This is a genomic window from Streptomyces sp. JLSY215, assembly GCF_059682825.1.
On sequence record NZ_CM185022.1, the window covers coordinates 960569 to 979364 of the forward strand.

General features: G+C 72.5%; 18 protein-coding genes. 9 read left to right on the forward strand and 9 right to left on the reverse strand.

The annotated features are described in order from the left end of the window. The first annotated feature begins 71 nt into the window (after nucleotides 1–71). Nucleotides 72–263 (forward strand): hypothetical protein, encoded by a 192-nt coding sequence (locus tag AC5677_RS04135; protein ID WP_497193639.1) that lies wholly within the window; start codon nucleotides 72–74, stop codon nucleotides 261–263. A 157-nt stretch (nucleotides 264–420) separates the two neighbouring features. Here the strand turns inward: AC5677_RS04135 and AC5677_RS04140 are convergent, their stop codons facing one another. Next, a complete protein-coding gene (locus AC5677_RS04140; protein WP_497193640.1) occupies nucleotides 421–1431 on the reverse strand; it encodes an alpha/beta hydrolase in 1011 nt (336 codons plus the stop codon). An 843-nt stretch (nucleotides 1432–2274) separates the two neighbouring features. Here AC5677_RS04140 and AC5677_RS04145 point away from each other — a divergent pair. Then, complete coding sequence (locus AC5677_RS04145) at nucleotides 2275–2790, forward strand: winged helix-turn-helix domain-containing protein (RefSeq protein ID WP_497193641.1); 516 nt, start codon at nucleotides 2275–2277, stop codon at nucleotides 2788–2790. A gap of 92 nt (nucleotides 2791–2882) precedes the next feature. On the opposite strand, the gene AC5677_RS04150 is transcribed toward AC5677_RS04145, so the two are convergent. Further along, nucleotides 2883–4610 carry a hydrogenase maturation protein gene (locus AC5677_RS04150; protein ID WP_497193642.1) on the reverse strand — a complete coding sequence of 576 codons (1728 nt, stop codon included), beginning with the start codon at nucleotides 4608–4610 and terminating at the stop codon, nucleotides 2883–2885. A gap of 313 nt (nucleotides 4611–4923) precedes the next feature. On the opposite strand from AC5677_RS04150, the gene AC5677_RS04155 reads away from it, so the two are divergent. From AC5677_RS04155 to AC5677_RS04170, 4 genes are all read left to right on the forward strand, one after another. Beyond that, nucleotides 4924–5382 carry a hypothetical protein gene (locus AC5677_RS04155; RefSeq protein WP_497193643.1) on the forward strand — a complete coding sequence of 153 codons (459 nt, stop codon included), beginning with the start codon at nucleotides 4924–4926 and terminating at the stop codon, nucleotides 5380–5382. A gap of 90 nt (nucleotides 5383–5472) precedes the next feature. Next, the gene (locus AC5677_RS04160) at nucleotides 5473–6075 is read left to right on the forward strand and encodes a carbonic anhydrase (RefSeq protein ID WP_497193644.1); all 603 of its coding nucleotides are present in this window, start codon (nucleotides 5473–5475) and stop codon (nucleotides 6073–6075) included. Between the two features lie 14 nt (nucleotides 6076–6089). Then, nucleotides 6090–7556, forward strand: a complete 1467-nt coding sequence (locus AC5677_RS04165; RefSeq protein WP_497193645.1) for a SulP family inorganic anion transporter — start codon at nucleotides 6090–6092, stop codon at nucleotides 7554–7556. 239 nt (nucleotides 7557–7795) lie between these two features. Continuing rightward, nucleotides 7796–8242, forward strand: a complete 447-nt coding sequence (locus AC5677_RS04170) for a nitroreductase family deazaflavin-dependent oxidoreductase (RefSeq protein WP_497193646.1) — start codon at nucleotides 7796–7798, stop codon at nucleotides 8240–8242. 48 nt (nucleotides 8243–8290) lie between these two features. Here AC5677_RS04170 and AC5677_RS04175 read toward each other — a convergent pair whose 3' ends face one another. The 3 genes from AC5677_RS04175 to AC5677_RS04185 form a co-directional block, all read right to left on the reverse strand. Continuing rightward, on the reverse strand, nucleotides 8291–10234 hold the full coding sequence (locus AC5677_RS04175) for an ABC transporter permease (RefSeq protein ID WP_497193647.1): 1944 nt from the start codon (nucleotides 10232–10234) through the stop codon (nucleotides 8291–8293). 104 nt (nucleotides 10235–10338) lie between these two features. Beyond that, nucleotides 10339–11136 (reverse strand): molybdate ABC transporter substrate-binding protein, encoded by a 798-nt coding sequence (gene modA / locus AC5677_RS04180; protein ID WP_497193648.1) that lies wholly within the window; start codon nucleotides 11134–11136, stop codon nucleotides 10339–10341. Between the two features lie 172 nt (nucleotides 11137–11308). Then, on the reverse strand, nucleotides 11309–11704 hold the full coding sequence (locus tag AC5677_RS04185) for a TOBE domain-containing protein (protein ID WP_497193649.1): 396 nt from the start codon (nucleotides 11702–11704) through the stop codon (nucleotides 11309–11311). A 286-nt stretch (nucleotides 11705–11990) separates the two neighbouring features. On the opposite strand from AC5677_RS04185, the gene AC5677_RS04190 reads away from it, so the two are divergent. Beyond that, nucleotides 11991–12410, forward strand: a complete 420-nt coding sequence (locus AC5677_RS04190; RefSeq protein WP_497193650.1) for a TOBE domain-containing protein — start codon at nucleotides 11991–11993, stop codon at nucleotides 12408–12410. 11 nt (nucleotides 12411–12421) lie between these two features. Here the strand turns inward: AC5677_RS04190 and AC5677_RS04195 are convergent, their stop codons facing one another. Then, a complete protein-coding gene (locus tag AC5677_RS04195; RefSeq protein WP_497193651.1) occupies nucleotides 12422–12970 on the reverse strand; it encodes a molybdopterin-dependent oxidoreductase in 549 nt (182 codons plus the stop codon). A 538-nt stretch (nucleotides 12971–13508) separates the two neighbouring features. Between AC5677_RS04195 and AC5677_RS04200 the strand changes: the two genes are divergently transcribed. Continuing rightward, nucleotides 13509–15047 carry a helix-turn-helix domain-containing protein gene (locus tag AC5677_RS04200; RefSeq protein ID WP_497193652.1) on the forward strand — a complete coding sequence of 513 codons (1539 nt, stop codon included), beginning with the start codon at nucleotides 13509–13511 and terminating at the stop codon, nucleotides 15045–15047. Between the two features lie 48 nt (nucleotides 15048–15095). On the opposite strand, the gene AC5677_RS04205 is transcribed toward AC5677_RS04200, so the two are convergent. Genes AC5677_RS04205 through AC5677_RS04215 form a run of 3 tightly spaced genes read right to left on the reverse strand, consistent with a single transcriptional unit; the run spans nucleotide 15096 to nucleotide 17956 of the window. Next, nucleotides 15096–15509 (reverse strand): TOBE domain-containing protein, encoded by a 414-nt coding sequence (locus tag AC5677_RS04205; protein WP_497193653.1) that lies wholly within the window; start codon nucleotides 15507–15509, stop codon nucleotides 15096–15098. Between the two features lie 9 nt (nucleotides 15510–15518). Beyond that, a complete protein-coding gene (locus AC5677_RS04210) occupies nucleotides 15519–16076 on the reverse strand; it encodes a MarR family winged helix-turn-helix transcriptional regulator (protein WP_497193654.1) in 558 nt (185 codons plus the stop codon). Beyond that, a complete protein-coding gene (locus AC5677_RS04215; protein ID WP_497193655.1) occupies nucleotides 16073–17956 on the reverse strand; it encodes an MFS transporter in 1884 nt (627 codons plus the stop codon). Before AC5677_RS04215 ends, AC5677_RS04210 begins: the two co-directional genes overlap by 4 nt. A gap of 558 nt (nucleotides 17957–18514) precedes the next feature. Between AC5677_RS04215 and AC5677_RS04220 the strand changes: the two genes are divergently transcribed. Next, the gene (locus AC5677_RS04220; protein ID WP_400065376.1) at nucleotides 18515–18700 is read left to right on the forward strand and encodes a hypothetical protein; all 186 of its coding nucleotides are present in this window, start codon (nucleotides 18515–18517) and stop codon (nucleotides 18698–18700) included. Nucleotides 18701–18796: the final 96 nt, after the last annotated feature.

The window sequence follows — 18796 nt, forward strand, 5'->3', positions numbered from 1 at the left end:
CCCGACCGGGGACCGATGATGGAGTCAAGCGGCCGCCCAGAGACTCGGCGGGCGCGGAATAAGGAGGTCCTGTGACGAGCAACGGGAGCCAGAGCGCGGCCGAGCACCGGCCGACACAGCTGTACACGGGTGGTGAGCGGCCCTTCGACCCGGAGGACCTGGTGAAGGCGTCGGGACGCGAACCGACGCCTGAGAGCCTGGAGTGGGCGAGGCGGCTGATCGAAGAGAAGGGACCGGCCGCCATCGAGCGGTATCTGCCGTGATGTCCTGATCGTCACGCCGCGGAGGCGTGCGCAGGCTCCCTGTGCACGCCTCCGCGGCCCGTGCGCCGCTACGGATCGCACCGCGGGAGCGGGGCCGGGAGCGGCTGCGTCGGTGCCGGGCCCCGGTCCGCCGTCGGCACGGACGGCGGACCGGGGATCACGGACGGTGGGCCAGCAGCCTGCGCAGCCAGCGCAGCGGTGCCGCCCCGGCGTCCTGGGACAGGGCGGCGTGCGGCGCCATGCCGGAGAAACCGTGGAACCCACCCGGCCAGACATGGAGTTCCGCGCTGCCACCGGCCTGCCACAGCCGGCTGGCGTAGGCGATGTCCTCGTCGCGGAAGGTCTCGGCCGAGCCGACGTCGATGAACGCGGGCGGCAGCCCCGACAGGTCCTCGGCGCGGGCGGGCGCGGCGTACGGCGAGACGTCCGGGCCGCCGCGCGCCTCACCCAGGAGCGCGGTCCAGCCGGTGTCGTTGGCCGTCCGGTCCCAGACGCCGATCCCGGCCATCTGGTAGCTGGACGGGGTGTCGTTGCGGTCGTCGAGCATCGGGCAGAGCAACAGCTGTCCGGCGAGTTCCGGGCCGCCCCGGTCGCGCGCCATCAGGGCGACGGCCGCGGCGAGTCCGCCGCCGGCGCTGACGCCCGCGACCACGATCCGGCCGGGGTCGACGCCGATGTCGGCGGCGTGGGCGGCCGTCCAGAGCAGGCCCGCGTAGCAGTCCTCGACCGGTGCGGGGTGCGGGTGTTCGGGGGCGAGCCGGTATTCGACCGACACGACGGCGGTACGCAGCTGCCGCGCCGACTCCAGGAAGCCGAGGGCACCACTGCGCCGCTCCCCGACGATCATGCCGCCGCCGTGCATCACGTACAGGGCCGGCAGCGGGCCCCGCTCCCCCGTCGGCCGCAGGATGAGCAGCGAGATGTCCGGAGCGCCCGGCGGTCCCGGCACCGTACGGTCCTCGATCTCGAAGGCACCGCCCAGGCTCAGCGCCTCGTCCGGCACCGGCGCCCTCAGGGGTGACCGGCGCAGGACGGGGATCATCTCGGGCAGCAGGGAGGGCGGCAGGTCCTCCCCTATGGCCTCGAGGGAAGCGGCCAGTTCCGGGTCGAACGGGGGCGGCGGCCCGACGGGGACGGACTGCGCGCCGGTGCGCTGGGTGCTGGTCATCGTTTTCGCTGCCTCACAGGTCATCGGGATCGGGCGTGGGGGCGGGTCGTCGGGACAGGTCGTCGGGGGAAGGCGCCGGCCTCGTCCGCGGCGCCATCCCCTGGCCGATCATCGCGATCCTGCCCGGTGATACCGCCGGGCATCCGCATCGTCGGATGGCCGGGCCCCGCCGGGCGGCGAGTGGACCCAGGGCGACGGCGGCCGATCATGACGCGTTTCGCACCCCGTTCATCTCTCAACCATTCGTAAATGTCGGCCAATTCGACGCGAATTTTCAGCCACCCCGAGTGTCGCTACGGGAGGCCCCGAAGGGTGTGGCGATGCCTCTTTCCGGCCACTCCCGCCGCCCGAGCTCGCCACTTTCCCCGCGGCCGGGTCCCGCCCCTGACGCATCCCTGACCCATCTCCGGTACGTTCCATAGATGTTCACGAAGAAATCATCATCCGTACACCAAAAAGACACCTCACGCGGCTATCTGACGGACCGCCAGGTTCACGGGAAAACGTCCAAAGACCAACTGTGATTAGCGGACGCTACTTTCCGGAAGCGTGTGATCACATGTAGCGTTCGACTGGACCTGAGCCGTGGCTTTGCGTGACGTCACGGCTGACCACGGGCCTGGGCGCGCGCATGCTTCCGGCACGGACGGAGCTATGGCCCCGCTGGCCACACCCGCATCACAAGTGCCGGTTGGCCAATCCGTATCGGCATCGCATCGCGCTCGCCCCGCAGTACCCCCGAACACCGAACGTCGAGCACCGCCATGTCTCTGTCCGTACACGCCTGCTTTGCAAGAGGAATGGGCCCAGATCATGTTTATGAACTCCTCGACGACCCTTGTCTTGCGACCAGAGTCAGAGTTCGGCCTCCCGGCCGACGCCGCCCCCGACGACGGGCCTCCCTTGGCGGTCGACCGGCTTCCCGACGGCAAGTGGCAACTCACCCTGCACGACCTCGAACCCGTGTCGGTGCACCGGCTCCCGGACGAGGTGCACATCATCCTGGCTCCGGCCTGCGAGGAACCGCCGCAGCCCACCGCCGTTCAGGCACCCGCACAGCCGACGGCGGCACCACCGGATCCGATATCGATCGATACCGCGGCCCGCACCGTATCCGTTGAAGGCCGCCAACTCAGCCTTCCCCGGCTGGAATTCGACCTGCTTTCCCATCTGGTGCTGCACCCCCAGCGCGCCTTCACCCGGCAGCAGCTGATGGACGCCCTCTGGCCCACCTGCCAGTCCAGCGCCCGCACCGTCGATGTTCACATCGCCCGACTGCGGCGACGTCTGGGGCCGGGCCTCCGCGATTCCATCAGCACGGTGTTCGGCATCGGCTACAAATACCTGCCCACCCCTTAGACGGCGGGTTCTGCGGCCGGCACAGACTCTTTTCGGCCCGCGCCCTTGTACCGGCGCCCCCCGTTCGCCGGTGCAAGGGCCGCGGCGCGCCGTCACCCGGCCGTGCCCGCCGCCAGATGCGCCGGCGTTGCCGTCGGCGGCTCCTTCCGCACAAAGGCGCGCCGCAGGGCGTGGTACGGCTGGTCGGGGCCGAAGAACTGGGTGTGCATCCGGGCCAGTTCATGGGACCGGTAGGCGGCGAGCGGCCGCTGCGCCTCGTCCCGTTCCCGGCGCGCCTTCTTGGCGGCGATCCGCGGCTGGCAGGCGGGCGCCGAGGCCAGACGGGCGGCGAGCCGCGCGGTCTGCGCGGCGAAGTCCTGTGGGGCGCAGTCGATGATCCGGTCCACCAGCCCCAGGCGCTGCCCGGCGGCGGCGGTGACCGGCAGCGCCCGCTCCATGAGCCGCGCGGCCGCCTCGGGACCGGCCCGGCCGGGCAGGGTGTAGGTCCAGTACTCGGATCCGTACAGCCCCATCAGCCGGTAGTGGGGGTTGAGCACCACGGCCGACCGGCACCAGACCTCGTCGGCCGCCAGAGCCAGCATCGCCCCGCCGGCCGCGGCGTTGCCGCCGAGGGCGGCGACCACCAGCCGGTCGGTGGTGGTCAGGACGGCGTGGACGAGGTCGTCCATGGCGTTGATGTTGGCCCAGGACTCCTCGGCGGGGTCCGGCGCGGCCTCGATGACGTTGAGGTGGATGCCGTTGGAGAAGAAGTCGCGGCGGCCGCCGAGGACGAGCACGGAGGTCGGCCGGGTGCAGGCGTGCCGGTAGGCGGCGAGCAGCCGGCGGCAGTGGTCGGTGCTCATCGCCCCGCCGGGGAACGAGAAGCGCAGGAATCCGACGGCGCCGTCCTCGCGGTAGCGGATATCGGTCCAGGTGCGGGGGCGGCCGGGTGCCGCACGGGGGCCGTCGTCCGGCTCCGGCGGTGCCGGGATCTCCGGGAGGGGCGGCAGCCGGTCGCCGAGGGCGAGGGTCGCGGGCAGCTTGACGGGGGCGGGGTCGCCCGGGGTGCGCGGCGGGCGCAGTTCGGGGATCCAGACCGCGCCGTCGGCGGTCGCCCGGCAGACGGCCCCGCACCGGGTGGCGAGCAGCGCGCCCGGCTCGCCGGTGAGGGTGTCCTCGGGGTGGCCGCCGTGCAGGAACCAGGTGCCGCCGAGGAGTTCGTCCCGTACGCCCGGCTGGGAGTCGGCGGCGCGCAGTTTGCGGACGACGGTCCCGGTCGGGTCCGTGCGCCAGTCGATGCGGCGGGTGTCCTGGCGCAGCGGCGGCCGGACGCGGCCGGGTTTTTCGGCGGCGGGCAACGCGTGCTGCGGGCGCGGGCGGTAGGCGCCGGAGGTGAAGCGGTCGACGGCGGTGCGGACCGCCGCCAGGGCCGCATCCGCGATCTCGTTGCGGTACAGATCGCTCTTGCCGACCTCGGGGACGGGGCACTCGGCGGTGGCCCACACATCGCCGGCGTCCATCTCGTCATTGGCCTGGAGGACCGTGACGCCCCAGCGGTCCGCACCCAGGTGCACCGCCCAGTCCACGGAGGACGGCCCACGGTCGCCGAGGGGCCCGGGGTGCACGATCAGGCAGGTGCACGCGGACCAGACCTCCCGCGGCACGGCCGTTTTGAGCATCGGCGCGATGACCAGGTCCGGGGCGTGTCCGCGCACCGTCTCGAGCAGCGGCGTCCGCCGGTTGACGAGTTCGACGCCCACGTGGTGTCCGGCGTCGGTGAGTTCGGCGAAGACGCGCTGCGTCAGGCTGTTGAACGCGCCGGCGATGAGCAGAATGCGCACGGCAGACTCCCCTGAGGCTGGTACCGATGAGCCGATGACTGATCGCGATCGTTCCGCAGCAACGGTGGCGGGCCGCCGGACCCGCTCGGCGGGTCACTCGATCGGTGGACGCCGGGCGGCGCAGTGACCGGCAGCCATTACCCTTGTTTGACATCGACTTGGCGATTCTTTTACGTTCGGATACCCGGGAGGCGTATCCCCGTCGACCGCGTACCCACGGCGCACAACCAACGAAACAAGACGTCATTTCCCGTTATCACGGGTGAAACCTGAAGGGTGCAGGATGACGGCACCTGGATCGAGACGGAGGGCGATGATGCGGAAGGGAAGGGGCATATCCCGCACCACCGGCACCGCCGATGCGCCCGGCATATCGCTCCGCCGTCTCTGCCGTATCCCGCTCGCCCTCCTCGTCGCCGTCCTCGCCTGCCTCCTGGCCGGTGCCGCCGTCGTGCCCGATACGCCGACGCCCGCCCTGCCGGCCGCCGTGGCGCTCAAGTCCGACGGCAGCGCCCCGGTCGCCGGCGACGCGGAGGACCGCAGCGTGGGCTGCGCCGAGATCGAGGCCGAACGCGGCCGGCCACACCGCCCCGCGCGCAGTTCGGTGGGCATTCCGCAGCACACCGGCCGCCCGCTCCCGCCCTGCCGCACCGACCCGACCTCCGCGCCCGCCGACGCCTGCGGCCCCCCGCAGGGCCGGGGACCGACACCGGCCGCCGCCGACTCGAGACCGCGCCAACTCCCCGTACTGCACTGCGTCTCCCGCTGCTGAGCGACGCACGTGGTGGCCCGCCCCACCACTCGCGCACCGCACGTTCACGCCACCCCTCGGTGGCACCACTCATCAGCAGGAGACCTCCTCATGGAGACCTTCATCCAGCATGCCCGCGGCCGGACGGCCCGGATCGCCGAACGGAGCGAGGAGCGGGAGGCCTACGGCCGGCTCGCCGACGGGCAGTCCCCGCTCGCCCTGTTCATCACCTGTTCCGACTCCCGGGTCGTACCGTCCCTGATCACCGGGGCGCGGCCCGGCGAACTCTTCGAACTCCGCACGGCGGGCAATGCCGTGCCCCGCTACCAGGAAGGCATGGCGGCCAGTTCGGAGGCCGCCACCATCGAGTACGCGATGTGTGTACTGGCCGTCGCCGACATCGTGGTCTGCGGTCACTCGCACTGCGGAGCGGTCGGCGCGAAGGCCCGCAACGAGGACCTCACGGCGGCACCCGCCGTGCGGGACTGGCTGACCCAGCAGCTGTCCGACGAACTGCCCGGCGACGCGGAGCCGATGGTCACCGCAGCGGTCCAGCAGCATGTCCGCGAACAGGTCGAGCGGCTGCGGCAGTACCCCTGCGTACGGGAACGCCTGGCGGCCGGCGAGGTCCGGCTGCACGGCTGGTTCTACGAGGTGCACACCGGCCGGGTGTCGGCGCACGACCCGGCCGCCGACGCGTTCCTCCCGCTGTGAAGGCGGGCCGGAACATGATGCAGCAACTGCGCCGACTCACCGCCTTCCGGGCGGACTTCACCGCGTCCCTCGTCGTCTTCCTGGTGGCCGTCCCGCTGTGTGTCGGGGTCGCGGTCGCCTCCGGCGTCCCGGCCGAACTGGGCCTGGTCACCGGCATCGTCGGCGGACTGCTCACCGGGCTGCTGCCCGGCAGCAGCCTCCAGGTCAGCGGCCCGGCCGCCGGGCTGACCGTGCTCGTCTTCGAAGCGGTCAAGGAATACGGCATCGGGGCGCTGGGCGCGCTGGTGCTGGCGGCCGGTGCCCTGCAACTGGCCATGGGTGCGCTCCGGCTCGGGCGCTGGTTCCGGGCCATCTCGGTCGCCGTGGTCCAGGGCATGCTCGCCGGTATCGGCCTGGTCCTGATCGCCGGGCAGCTCTACGCCCTCACGGACGCCAAGGCACCGGGCAGCGGCCTCGCCAACCTCGGCGCGCTGCCCCGCCTGGTGACCGCCACCGCGGGGTCCGGTCCCGCGCTGACCGCGCTCGCCATCGGTGCCACCACCATCGCCGTCCTGGTGCTGTGGCCCCGCTGGCGGCGGGCCGCGCGGATCCTGCCCGCGCCACTGGCCGCCGTGGCCCTGGCCACCACCGCGGTCTGGGCGCTGGATCTGCCCGTGGCACGCGTCAAGGTCAGCGGCCCGCTCGACGCGATCCAGCCGCCCGGCCTCGCCGACCTCGGCCGGCTCACCGAGATCGGCGTGATCGGCACGGTCCTGGCCTTCGCGCTGATCGCCTCGGCGGAGTCGCTGTTCAGCGCCGCCGCGGTGGACCGGCTGCACGACGGTCCCCGGACGGACTACGACAAGGAGCTGATGGCGCAGGGCGCGGGCAATACGGTGTGCGGGCTGCTGGGCGCGCTGCCGATGACCGCGGTGATCGTCCGCAGCGCCGCCAACGTCCAGGCGGGGGCCCGGACCAAGGCCTCCCGTGTGCTGCACGGCTGTTGGCTGCTGCTCTTCGCGGCGGCGTTCCCTGCGGCGCTGGGCGTGGTTCCGGTGGCCGCGCTGGCCGGCGTACTGGTCCACGCGGGCTGGAAGCTGATCCCGCTGCGCGATCTGCGCCCCCTGTGGCGCGAGCACCGCGGCGAGGCGGTTGTCCTGCTGGTCACCGCGCTCGCCATCGTCACGGTGAACATGTTCGAAGGGGTGCTCATCGGTCTGCTGATGGCCGTCGCCAAGACCGCCTGGGAGACCTCCCATGTGCACCTCGAGATCGACGAGCCGGAGGGCGATGGGCCCGTCGTCGTACGGGCCCTGGGCAATGCCACCTTCCTGCGGCTGCCCAAGCTCCTCGACCAGCTGGAGGCGCTTCCCCGGGACCGGGACGTCGCGCTCGACCTGAGCGGCCTGCGCCATCTCGACCACGCGTGCGGCGCCGCGCTCAAGAACTGGGCCGAGCAGCACCGTCGCAGCCGCGACCGGGCGGCGGAACTGGTCTCCTGACCGCCCGAGGTCCCCGGGACGGACACACCGTCAGCCTCCCGGTCCGTCACGGCCACCGATCCCGGTGGCCGTGGGCGGGCCGGGAGGCCTCGACGGGGGCCGCGGTCCCGTCCCGACACGACGGCGCGGACGGGAGTGATTGCGCGGCCGCGGTTGTTGGGCCAGGGTCGTGGCTGCCGTGCGCGGCGCGACCGCCCGCCCGGCCGATGTCGCGATGCTTCGAGGATGGGACGGACAGCATGCCTCTTGAGGGTGAGTACGAGCCGAGCCCCGCGCAGTGGGTGCGTGACCAGGTCGAGTTGTACGAGAGCTCGGGCGGCACGGAAGGAACCACGATGCGCGGCATGCCCGTCGTCGTGCTGACGACCCGGGGCGCGAAGAGCGGAAAGATCCGTAAGAGTCCGCTGATGCGAGTGGCGCACGGCGGCGTCTATGCCGTGGTGGCTTCCATGGGCGGCGCCCCCAAGCACCCGGTCTGGTACCACAACCTGGTCGCCGAGCCCCGGGTGGAGCTCCAGGACGGGCCGGTGCGCCAGGACATGACGGCCCGTGAGGTCAGCGGGGAGGAGAAGGCGGTGTGGTGGGCCCGTGCCGTCGAGGCGTTCCCCGACTACGCCGACTACCAGGCGAAGACGGAGCGTCAGATCCCGGTGTTCGTGCTGGAGCCGGCGGCGTCGGCGCACTGACCGCCGGGCCCCGGCCGGGCGGCCGCACCGGCGGACCGGTGCGGCCGCCTACAGGCCGACGAGCGTGACCTCCGTGGCCTTGACGCTGGTCCAGATGGCGGCGCCGTCGGCCAGGCCCAGTGCGAGGACGGCCTGCGGGGTGACCTCGGCCACCAGGTCGGGGGCCGCGGGCGAGGTGACCAGGATGCGCAGCCGGCTGCCCGCGGAGGTGATTTCGGCGACCGTTCCGGGCCAGACGTTGCGGGGGCTGCCCTCGGGCTCGGTGTTGTGCACGGCGACCGCCTCGGGGGCGATGATCGCCAGCGCCGGGGCGCCGTCGGCGAGGCGGTCGGCGGTGACGAGACGACCGCCGCCGGCGAGGGCGAGGCCGTCGGCGGTGGCGGTGCCGGGCCAGGCGTTGCGGCCCAGCATCCGGGCGACCCAGGGTGAGCGGGGGTGCCGGGTGACCTCGGCGGGCGGGGCGTCCTGGAGGGTGCGGCCCTCGTCCAGTACGAGCACCCGGTCGGCCAGCGAGACCGCTTCGACGGGGTCGTGCGTGACGATCAGACAGACACCGCCGAAGCCCGCCAGATGGCGGCGCAGGGTGTGCCGTACGTGCGCGCGGGTGGTCTGGTCGAGGGCGGCGAGCGGCTCGTCCAGCAGCAGCAGTCGCGGCCGGGCGGCCAACGCCCGCGCCAGGGCGACGCGTTGGGCCTGACCGCCGGAGAGCTGGGCGGGTTTGCGGTGGGCGAGGTGGCCGACGCCGAGCCGGTCCAGCCACTGCTGGGCGGCGCGGCGGGCCTCGACGCGCGGGGTGCCGTGGGCGCGCAGCCCGTACGCGGTGTTGGTCAGGGCGCTCAGATGCGGGAAGAGCGCGCCGTCCTGCGGCACCCAGGCGACGCCGCGGCGGTGCGGGGGCAGCGCGCTGACGTCGGTGTCGCCCAGGCGCAGCGCGGCGTGGGCGCGCGGGGTGAGGCCGAGGAGGGCGCGCAGCAGGGTGGTCTTGCCGGCGCCGTTGGGGCCGACGACGGCGATGGTGGTGCCCGGGTCGGCGTCCAGGGTGAGCTGGTTGAAGCCGGTGACCTCGGCGTGCAGCGGCCAGGGCTCCAGGGGGACCTCGGCCGGGGCGGCGGACTCCTCGGGTGCGGCGGTCGACGCCGTCGACGACAGGGGGCCGGTGTCATCGGCGCGTACGGCGCGGGCCGGGCGGTCGGCGCTGCCGCCGGTCCAGCGGCCGCGCAGCGCCACCAGGACGGCCATGGCGATGACGAGCAGCAGCAGGGAGACCGAGGTGGCGGCTTCCGGGGAGTCCTGGAGCAGCAGATAGACCTGGAGCGGCAGGGTCTGGGTGGTGCCGGGCAGATTGCCGGCGAAGGTGATGGTGGCGCCGAATTCCCCGAGGGCGCGGGCCCAGGTCAGCGCGGCGCCGGCGGCGAGGCCGGGGGCGACCATGGGGAGGGTGACGGTGCAGAAGACCCGTACCGGAGAGGCGCCGAGGGAGGCCGCGGTCTCCTCGTAGCGGGGGCGCAGTCCGGCGAGGGTGCCCTCCAGGCTGATGACCAGGAACGGCATCGCGACGAAGGTGGCCGCGATCACGGCGCCGGAGGTGTGGAACGGCAGGGTGATGCCGAAGGTGTCCTCCAGCCAGGGCCCGAGCAGGCCCCGGCGGCCGAAGCCGAGCAGCAGGGCGACACCGCCGACGGTCGGCGGCAGCACCATCGGCAGCAGGACGAGCGAGCGCACCAGCGCCTTGCCGGGGAAGCTGACCCGGGCCAGCAGCCAGGCCAGCGGCACCCCGAGGACCAGCGAGAGCCCCAGCGCCCAGAAGGAGACCAGCAGTGAGAGGCGGAGCGCTTCGGTGACGCCGGGGCTGGTCAGATGCGTGCCGAGGTCGCTCCAGGTGGTGCTGGCGAGGATGCCGATCAGCGGCATCAGCAGGAAGGCGACGGCGACCAGCGCGGGCAGGCCCAGCGCGAGGGGGGTACGGGTGCCGGGCGTGCGCGAGGGTCTCATCGGGATTCCAGGAGAGATGGGGCGGGCCGGCGGCGTACTGCGGGGCGCCGCGCGGGCCCGTCCGCTCCCCCGAGCCGGACGGACCCCTGCGGCGCACGGGACGGTTACGGCTTCTGGAAGCCCGCGTCCTGCAGGATCTTCTGCGCCTCGGGGCTGCTCAGCCACTTCACGAACGCGGCGGCGGCCTTGGCGTTGGTGGAGGTCTTCAGGGTTGCGGCCGGGTAGGAGGCGATGGCGTTCTGCGCGTCGGGGATGTCGACCGCATCGACCTTCTTCGGGGCGGTGTCGGCGTCCGTCTTGTAGACGAGGCCGGCGTCGGCCTCGCCCATCTCCACCTTGCTGAGCACGGCGCGGACGTTGGGCTCCTGCGAAACCGCCTTGACCGTGAGGTTCTGGGCGTCCAGGACCTGCTTGCTGTAGCGGCCGACGGGGACCTCGGGCGCGGCGAGCACGACCTTCAGCTTGCTGTCGGTGAGGTCCTTGAGGCCCGCGATCTTCTTCGGGTTGCCCTCACCGGTGGCGATGACCAGGCGGTTCTTGGCGATGACGGTCGGCTGACCGTGGTCCGCCTTCGCCAGCGAGTCCATGGTCTTGGTGTCGGCGGTGACCAGGGCGTCGGCGGGGGAACCCTCCCTGACCTGGGCGGCCAGCTCCTGGGAACCGGCGAAGGAGAACTTCACCTTGGTGCCCGGGTGCGCCTTCTCGTAGACCGCTGCGGCCTTCTTGAAGACATCGGTCAGCGACGAGGCGGCCAGCACGGTCAGATTCGCCTTCGGGACGCCGGACTTGTCGGCGGCGTCGTCCTTCTTGGCGTCGTCCTTGCCACAGGCGGCGAGCGGAACGAGCAGGGCGGCGGTGACCAGCGCGGCGGCCGTACGGCGTCGGGTGATGACACGGGACATGGGCGGGACTCCTTGTGACGCGGGCGGCGGGCGCCGCCCGAGCGGATGGGGACAAGCCGCGCCGAGGACGGCGACGCCGCTGGAGAGGGCAGCCGACCGGTGGGGGACGGTGGGTGCGGATGAGCGGATGGGGATGCCGCGAGGGCTCAGGAGCGGGGTGTCACGCGGCGGTTCAGGTGCGGTCGATGTGCACGCTGGTGGACTTCACGCGGGCGGTGGCCTGCATGCCGACCTCCAGTCCCAGTTCCTCCACCGCTTCCCGGGTCAGCAGGGACACCAGGCGGTGCGGTCCCGCCTGGATTTCGACCTGCGCCGCCACATCGCCGAGCTTGATGGCGGTGACGATGCCCGGGAAGGCGTTGCGGGCCGAGGTGTAGGAGGCGTCGTCCTCACCGGTGCCGGTCTGTGCGACCTCGGTGGAGAACGCGGCCAGGTCCCGGCCGTCGATCAGGCGGCGGCCGCCTTCGTCGCGATGGGTGGCGACCTTTCCGGCGTCCGCCCAGCGGCGGGCGGTGTCCGGGCTGACGCCCAGCAATCGCGCCGCCTGGCCGATTGTGTAGGACTGCATGTGCGACAAGATATGCAGCATTGGCTGGCATTTGCAATTCTTTTGGCGAATGTATATAGCAGCCGCTAGGCGCGTAGGAGGAAATGCCAAAGGCAAGTTCTCGCCACTTCCCGGCTCCCACCTGCGTGATGCCGTGCGAATTCCTCATCACCCTCACACCTGCAATGCGTGTCCGGACGACTGCGCGGGGTGTGACTAGAGTGCAAGAAGTGGCGACATATCCGGCAATTCTCGGCATTCGACGCCACGCCCTTCCGCATTCGACTCCGTACATGAGGCGCCCACCATGAACCTGAGCATGCGCAACCACCTCCCCGGCATCGTCACCTCCGTCACCACCGGCGAGGTGATGGCCACCGTGAAGGTCCGCCTGGACGGCGGTCAGGACGTCACCGCCGCGATCACCCGGGAGGCGGCCACGGACCTGGGCCTGGCGGCGGGGGCGGCGGTCCGTGCGCTGATCAAATCCACCGAGGTCGCGCTCGCCACCGGGCCGGTCGACGGCCTGAGCATCCGAAACCAGATCCCCGGCACCGTCGAGGGGGTCACCACCGGCGGCGCGATGGCCGGGGTGAAGATCAGCGTCGCGGGCGGCGAGCTGACCGCCGCGATCACCAAGGACGCCGTCAACGACCTGGAGCTGACCGCCGGTTCGCCGGTCACCGCGCTGATCAAGGCCACCGAGATCTCCCTCGCCGCCGCCTGAACCCGGCGCACTCACTCTTCCGGCACGGCGCAGACGCCCACCCAGATCCCGGTGATGGCGCTGATGTACCGCGCCCCGCAGCGGTCCGAGGGCACCACGAGCTGACTGCCCGCCTCGTCCAGCCCGCGCCCGTCCATGGCCGTGGCCAGCAGGATGGGCGCATCGCCGAAGTCCGCGTCGAGCTCCGCCCAGGAGAGCACCGTGTGGTGCCCGTCCCCGCCGCTGACGGACAGCAGGAAGCGGGAGCGGTCCTTGCGCCGCCGGGCGTCGAAAGCCGGCCCCGCCGCGCCGATGACGTCCCTCAGCAGCGGCCCGTCGAAGGTGTGGTGCTGCGGCCCGTTGGTGGCGCAGTCGAAAACCACGTCGGCGTGCCGCTGCGCCCATCGCTCCCGGAGATCCGCGACGGTCAGCGCGAGCGGACGGTGCAGCTGACCGCGGATCACCATGCGCCGGGGCGACGGGGGTCCCCCCGGTCGAGCGACGCCGCGACCGGGGGAGGGTGCGCCGTCCGGCTCCGGGTGGACGGCGACGGGGCGGGGCGGCGGGCTGAGTCGGCTCATTCGAGTCCCCCTTGAGGCTGTTCGCGTGGCGACTGCCCCCTGTGATGCCCGGCCGCGCCGCACCCGAACCACGGATGCCATCCGCACATGCATTTTTACCTCGCGTGTGTGAGGCGAAATGGGCCATGAAGGCGGCATGTCCGGTGTTGCGATCCAGCCATCCGCACGGCGCCGTCATCCGGGCGCCTCACACCGACCCCGCACGGGACGGATGCGCCGTGGCCGACGAGCCCTCCCCCGCACGAATCCTCGACGCCCTTGACCCCGCGTACGGCGTCCTCGATCCGTGCAGGTCGCCGCGAGCACGGCGTTCAGGCCCCTACCGCGAGTGAACCAACGCGGCGGCGCCCGGCACGACGGGTGCACGGCATGGGAAAGCACCAGTGCGGCGGCCCGGAACTGGATGATCAACCAAGAGGTATATCGGCGAGAACAGCTTGCATTTACGATGACCCAACGCGCATTCGCCTCGTGAATGTGAGATGCCGGGCCCCTCCCGTCCGTTCTCCGCCCCGGCAGCCGCCCAAGGAGCCAGCACATGCACGTCGAAGAACTCCTCCAGCTCGATTCGCTCGATCTGAACCTGCTGTGGGGCGAGAGCGCCCTGCTCGCCCGGGAAGTCAGCGGGGTGACTGCCACGGATCTGGAGGACCCGACGCGGTTTCTGCAGCCGGGCGAGCTGGTGCTCAGCGGACTGGTGTGGTGGAAGCCCGGGGAGAGCCGCGCGAAGGTCGACCGCTTCGTCTCCGCGCTGCATGCGGCCGGGGCGGCGGCGCTGCTGGCGGGTGAGGAGACCCATGGCTCGGTGCCCGAGGACCTCCTCGCGTCCTGCCGCGAACACCACATCGCGCTGGTCTCCGTCCCCGCGCACACCACCTTCCGGGCGATCACGGAAGCGGTGTACCTGCGCCAGTGGGGAGACCTGAGCCGGCGCCCCACCGACCACTACGCGCTGCCGGAGAACGTCCGCACGGAACTGGCCGGGCTGCTCGCCGAGGACGCCGCGCCGGACGCGCTGCTGGACCGCGCGTTCGCCCACCTCGGCGGGCCGGCCTGCTATCTGCTGACGGCGACCGGGCGGGTGATCGCCCGCACCCCGTCGGCCCCTTTCCTGACCACGCAGCAGGCGCTCCGCGGTCTGACCGGCACGGTCGGCGTCAGCCTGCGGATCGACGGGGACTTCGGCCCGTACGACAGCTGGCATCTGCATCTGCGCGGCGCGGCCGACGCCCCGCCGCGCGTCCTGCACGAGATCGCCGAGGTCATCGCCCAGTACCGCCATCGCCTCGACCGCAGGCAGGACGCCGGGCGCCGCGCCGCCGACGAGCTGATGGCGCTGATCGACGCCGCCCCGGCCGACGGCACCGCGCTCGACGCCGCGGTGCACGCCGCCGGCCTGCCCGCCTCGGGCCCGTACCGCGTGGTGGTGGCGTCGCTGGGGAGCGGCGAGGGCGACCGGGCCGTCGGCGCGCTGACCGAGGCGCTACGGCACTTCCCCGACGAGCCGTTCGTCGCCGGCCGCCTCCCGGGCGGCGAGGCCGTCGCGGTGGTCCGCGCCGACGCGGACTCCGGCACGGGCCTCGGCGGTGAGGGGCACACCGCGCTGCACGACCTGTGGCCGGCCCTCCACGCCTGCCACCCGCAGACCCCGCTGCACGCCGGCGTCAGCAGCCTCACTGCCGCCGCGGGCGGCCTCAACTCCGCGCTCGACCAGGCCCGTTACGCCCTGGCCGCGGCCCGCGCCGACGCCCCGGAGGCCGCCCGGGTGACCTCCGTCGAGGACCTCACCACGCTGGGCACGCTGCTGGCCGGTGTCCCCGCCGAGGTCCGTACGGCCTTCAGCTCCCGGGTCCTGGGCCCGCTGGCCCACGGCAGCAGCACCTCCCACCGCATGCTCCTGGAGACCCTGGAGGTCTTCCTCGCCCAGCACGGCTCCTGGGCCCGTACGGCCGAAGCGCTGCATCTGCACGTCAACACGGTCCACTACCGCATTCAGCGCATCGAGTCGCTCACCGGCCGCGATCTGTCCCGGCTGGACCACAAACTGGACCTGCATGCGGCGCTGTTGTGCCGCTGAACCCGCACCGGCCGCCGGAGGCCGGGCCGTGCGGGCGGCGGGTGGCCTTCACAGCTGCCCGCGGCCGTCCTGCCGGTCGATGTGCACATTGGTCGACTTGACCCGGGCGGTGGCCGTGACGCCCACCTCGATGCCCAGTTCCTCGACCGCCTCCCGGCTGACCATCGACACCAGCCGATGCGGCCCGGACTGGATCTCCACCTGGGCGACGACATCGTCCAGGGTGACCGCGGTGACGATCCCGGCGAAGGAGTTCCGTACCGAGGTGCGGACCTCGCCGGGCACCGGATGCAACCCGGCGGCACGGTCCTTGGCGAACGCGGCGAGGCTCACCCCGTCGATCACGCGGTTGCCGGAGCCGTCCCGGTCCATCCTGAGCTGACCTCCGTCGGCCCAGCGGCGGACGGTTTCCGAACTCACTGCCAGCAGCCGGGCTGCCTGGCCAATGCTGTACGACGGCACCCCCGCACTCTAGGGCAGCGGCCGCCCGCGGCGGGTGCGGGGTGGGCTCGGGTCCGGGAAGCCGGCGGGATCCGGCGCCGGCGGGCGGGGGCGGGGCTGCTGGGCGCGCTCGGCGAGCGCTTCGAGCGCCGGGAGCGCGTCGTGCAGCAGGCGCCGGTGGCCAGGAGTCAGCCCCGCTATCTCCGTGGCGAGGAGGCCGGTGGTCTCGTGCCGTACGGCGCTCAGCAGCCGCCGCCCGTCGTCGTTGAGGCTGATCAGGCTCGCGCGCTGGTCCTCGGGGTCGGGGCGGCGGGCGAGCCAGCCGCAGCCGTCGAGGAGGTCGGCCATCCGGGAGGCGGTGGACAGCGCGATGTTCATCCGCGCGGCGAAGTCGCTGATCCGCAGCGGGCCGTGCGCGGCAAGGACGGCGAGGGCGGTCAGCCGGCTGGGGGTCAGATCGCCGTGCACGCTCTGGCGGCGGAGCAGTGGCAGCAGATGCTGGATCACCGCGCGCAGCCGGCCCGCCAGCTCCGCGTCGGGCGGCGGCGCGGGGGCCGCGCCGGGTGCGGTCTCGGGGGTGGTGTTCATCGGGAGCTCCCTGGGTGGCTCGGCGGCGGCGGCGGGGCCGGACCCGCTTCAGGGGCCGGGGCTGGCCCGCGGGCGGCAGCGCCGGAGGGCGGGCCGCCGGGGGCCGTCTCCTGCCGGACGGGTTCCTTCGCGGCCCGTTCGGCGCGGCGGTCCGGGCCGCCGCCCTGCTCCCCGTGCACATAGCGCCCGCCCCTCAGCAGCGAGGCGACGGCCGCGACCAGGCAGGCCGCGATGGCGAAGCCGAAGGCGACGGCCAGCCCGTCGGCGAACGGCGCGGAGATCAGTCGGGGGAAGAATTCCCGGCCGGTGAGATAGGCGGCGTGGCCGGCCGGGAGGTGGGCGAGGACGTGCGGGCCGAGCAGGGTCTGAATCGGGTTGTAGCCCAGGAGGGAGGCGAAGAGGACGCCCACCGGGGGCAGCGCGGCGACCTTGGCCGCGTCGGCGGCCGGGACGCCGTGCGCGGTCAGGCCGCTGGTGAGGGCGCCGGGCAGCGCACCGGCCAGGCCCGCGACCATCAGGGAGAAGAAGATGCCGATGGACAGCACCATGGCGGAGTTCTGGAAGGTGGTGCTGATTCCGGCGCCGACGCCGCGCCGGTCGGGCGGCAGGCTGTTCATGACGGCGGCCCGGTTGGGCGAGGCGAACAGGCCCATGCCGATGCCGTTGAGGAGCAGGATCAGCGCGAAGGCGGGGTAGGAGAAGTCGACCGGCAGCGCCTGGAGGGCGACGAACGTGCCCGCCGCGAGCAGCATGCCGCCGGTCGCGAAGGTCCGGGCCCCGAAGCGGTCGGACGCCCATCCGGAGACGGGTCCGGCCACCAGGAATCCCACGGTCATCGGCAGCATGTAGATACCGGCCCACAGCGGGGTCCGGGCGAAGGCGTAGCCGTGCACCGGCAGCCAGATGCCCTGCAGCCAGATGATCAGGATGAACATCAGGCCGCCGCGGCCGAGCGAGGCGAGCAGGCTGGCGAGATTCCCGGCCGTGAACGCCCGGATCCGGAACAGCCGCACATCGCACATGGGCTCCGCGACCCGCCGCTCGACCAGGCAGAAGATCGCCAGCACCGCCGTCCCGCCGGTCAACGCCGCGATCACCGCGGGATTGGTCCAGCCCATGGTGTGGCCGCCGTAGGGCTGGATGCCGTAGGTGATTCCGGTCAGCAGCGCGATCAGTCCGGCCGCGAAGGTGAGGTTGCCCCACCAGTCGGGCCGGGCCGGGGTGCGCACTCCGGTGTCGCGGAGCTTGAGGTACGCCCAGACCGTGCCGAAGACGCCGAACGGCACCGACACCAGGAAGACCAGCCGCCAGTTGACGGGGCCGAGCAGCCCGCCGAGGACCAGTCCGAGGAACGAGCCGGCGATGCCCGCGACCTGGTTCAGGCCCAGGGCTAGGCCGCGCTGGGCGGCGGGGAAGGCGTCGGTGAGGATCGCGCTGGAGTTGGCCATCAGCATCGCGCCGCCGACGCCCTGCAGGACGCGCATCCCGATCAGCCAGAGGGCGCCCGCCGTGCCGTGCTGCCAGGTGACCGAGAGCAGCACGGAGAAGAGCGTGAAGACGGCGAAGCCGAGGTTGTACATCCGGGTGCGGCCGTACATGTCGCCGAGCCTGCCGAAGCTGACCACCAGGACGGCGGTGACGACCAGATAGCTCATGATCAGCCACAGCAGCAGGCTGGTGTTGCCGGGCCGGAGCGGGTCCACGCCGATGCCGCGGAAGATGTCGGGCAGCGCGATGAGCATGATCGACATATTGATGGAGGCGATCAGCACGCCCAGCGTCGTGTTCGACAGGGCGACCCATTTGTAGCGGGGATCCGGCGCACGGCGCACCCCGCCTCCGGGGACGGTCGCATCGGCCGGCTCGGCAGTCTTTCCCACGGAACACCACCCCTACAGATAGAGGGCTCCACCGGGACGGTGAGGTGCTCGGCTCCTCCGCCGGTGGCACCCACCGGCCGCACTTACTTGCTTGACATCAACCAATTTCCAATTTAGACCTCGGCGGAGAACCTGGCCAGGGGTGAGGGCCACGGGGAGGGCCACGGGGAGGGCCGGGGGGCACGGGCGGACGCCGCGCACCGGCGCGCCATGGGGTGCCTTGGAGCGGGCCGCCGTACACGGACCGCCGGTGCGGAACGGTGTCCGGCGCCTCGTACTTGCGGGTAGTACGCCCGAACGGAGCAGTGCCGGTCGGCGTCGGGCGAGGGAGTCCGGGCCCCGCCGTACGCCGTTCGACGGTCACCGGACCGCACTCAATCCGGCACATTTCCAAGGAAGTTGGCAGGTCGGGAGGCGGTCCGGGCGAGCAACACACCACGTACGGCGGGCTCTGGGCCCGACGCCGGGAAAGCGCGAAGTCCGATTTGTTCGGATTGCGGGCGATTTGGGCGGATGCCAAGGTGGATCTCGTCCGCCGCACAAGAGAGGAAAAAACCTATGGTTACGGATCGCACAGCACCGACCGACACGACCACCCTGGCCGCCGAAGTCGAAGGACTGCTGGACTCCGCCGAACCTCACGGCGTGTTCCGCGACACCCGCGAGTGCGGAGGAGGCCTGCTGCTCCTGGGGCTCCTGCTCATCTCGCCGCCCACCCCCCGTCCGAAGACGGACGCACGGTAAAAGGGGCATGCGTTGGCTGAACAGGCGCAGGGCGCAGTCCCACTGAGCGCTGTGATCGCCGATGCCGCAACCGGGGTCGCCCTCGCCCTTCGGGGC

Bases quoted from the DNA above. Each gene is read 5' to 3' on its own strand.
- AC5677_RS04140 (WP_497193640.1), bottom strand. From the start codon at position 1,431: ATGACCAGCACCCAGCGCACCGGCGCGCAGTCCGTCCCCGTCGGGCCG.
- AC5677_RS04155 (WP_497193643.1), top strand. From the start codon at position 4,924: ATGATGCGGAAGGGAAGGGGCATATCCCGCACCACCGGCACCGCCGAT.
- AC5677_RS04160 (WP_497193644.1), top strand. From the start codon at position 5,473: ATGGAGACCTTCATCCAGCATGCCCGCGGCCGGACGGCCCGGATCGCC.
- AC5677_RS04165 (WP_497193645.1), top strand. From the start codon at position 6,090: ATGATGCAGCAACTGCGCCGACTCACCGCCTTCCGGGCGGACTTCACC.
- AC5677_RS04170 (WP_497193646.1), top strand. From the start codon at position 7,796: ATGCCTCTTGAGGGTGAGTACGAGCCGAGCCCCGCGCAGTGGGTGCGT.
- AC5677_RS04175 (WP_497193647.1), bottom strand. From the start codon at position 10,234: ATGAGACCCTCGCGCACGCCCGGCACCCGTACCCCCCTCGCGCTGGGC.
- modA (WP_497193648.1), bottom strand. From the start codon at position 11,136: ATGTCCCGTGTCATCACCCGACGCCGTACGGCCGCCGCGCTGGTCACC.
- AC5677_RS04185 (WP_497193649.1), bottom strand. From the start codon at position 11,704: ATGCAGTCCTACACAATCGGCCAGGCGGCGCGATTGCTGGGCGTCAGC.
- AC5677_RS04190 (WP_497193650.1), top strand. From the start codon at position 11,991: ATGAACCTGAGCATGCGCAACCACCTCCCCGGCATCGTCACCTCCGTC.
- AC5677_RS04195 (WP_497193651.1), bottom strand. From the start codon at position 12,970: ATGAGCCGACTCAGCCCGCCGCCCCGCCCCGTCGCCGTCCACCCGGAG.
- AC5677_RS04200 (WP_497193652.1), top strand. From the start codon at position 13,509: ATGCACGTCGAAGAACTCCTCCAGCTCGATTCGCTCGATCTGAACCTG.
- AC5677_RS04210 (WP_497193654.1), bottom strand. From the start codon at position 16,076: ATGAACACCACCCCCGAGACCGCACCCGGCGCGGCCCCCGCGCCGCCG.
- AC5677_RS04220 (WP_400065376.1), top strand. From the start codon at position 18,515: ATGGTTACGGATCGCACAGCACCGACCGACACGACCACCCTGGCCGCC.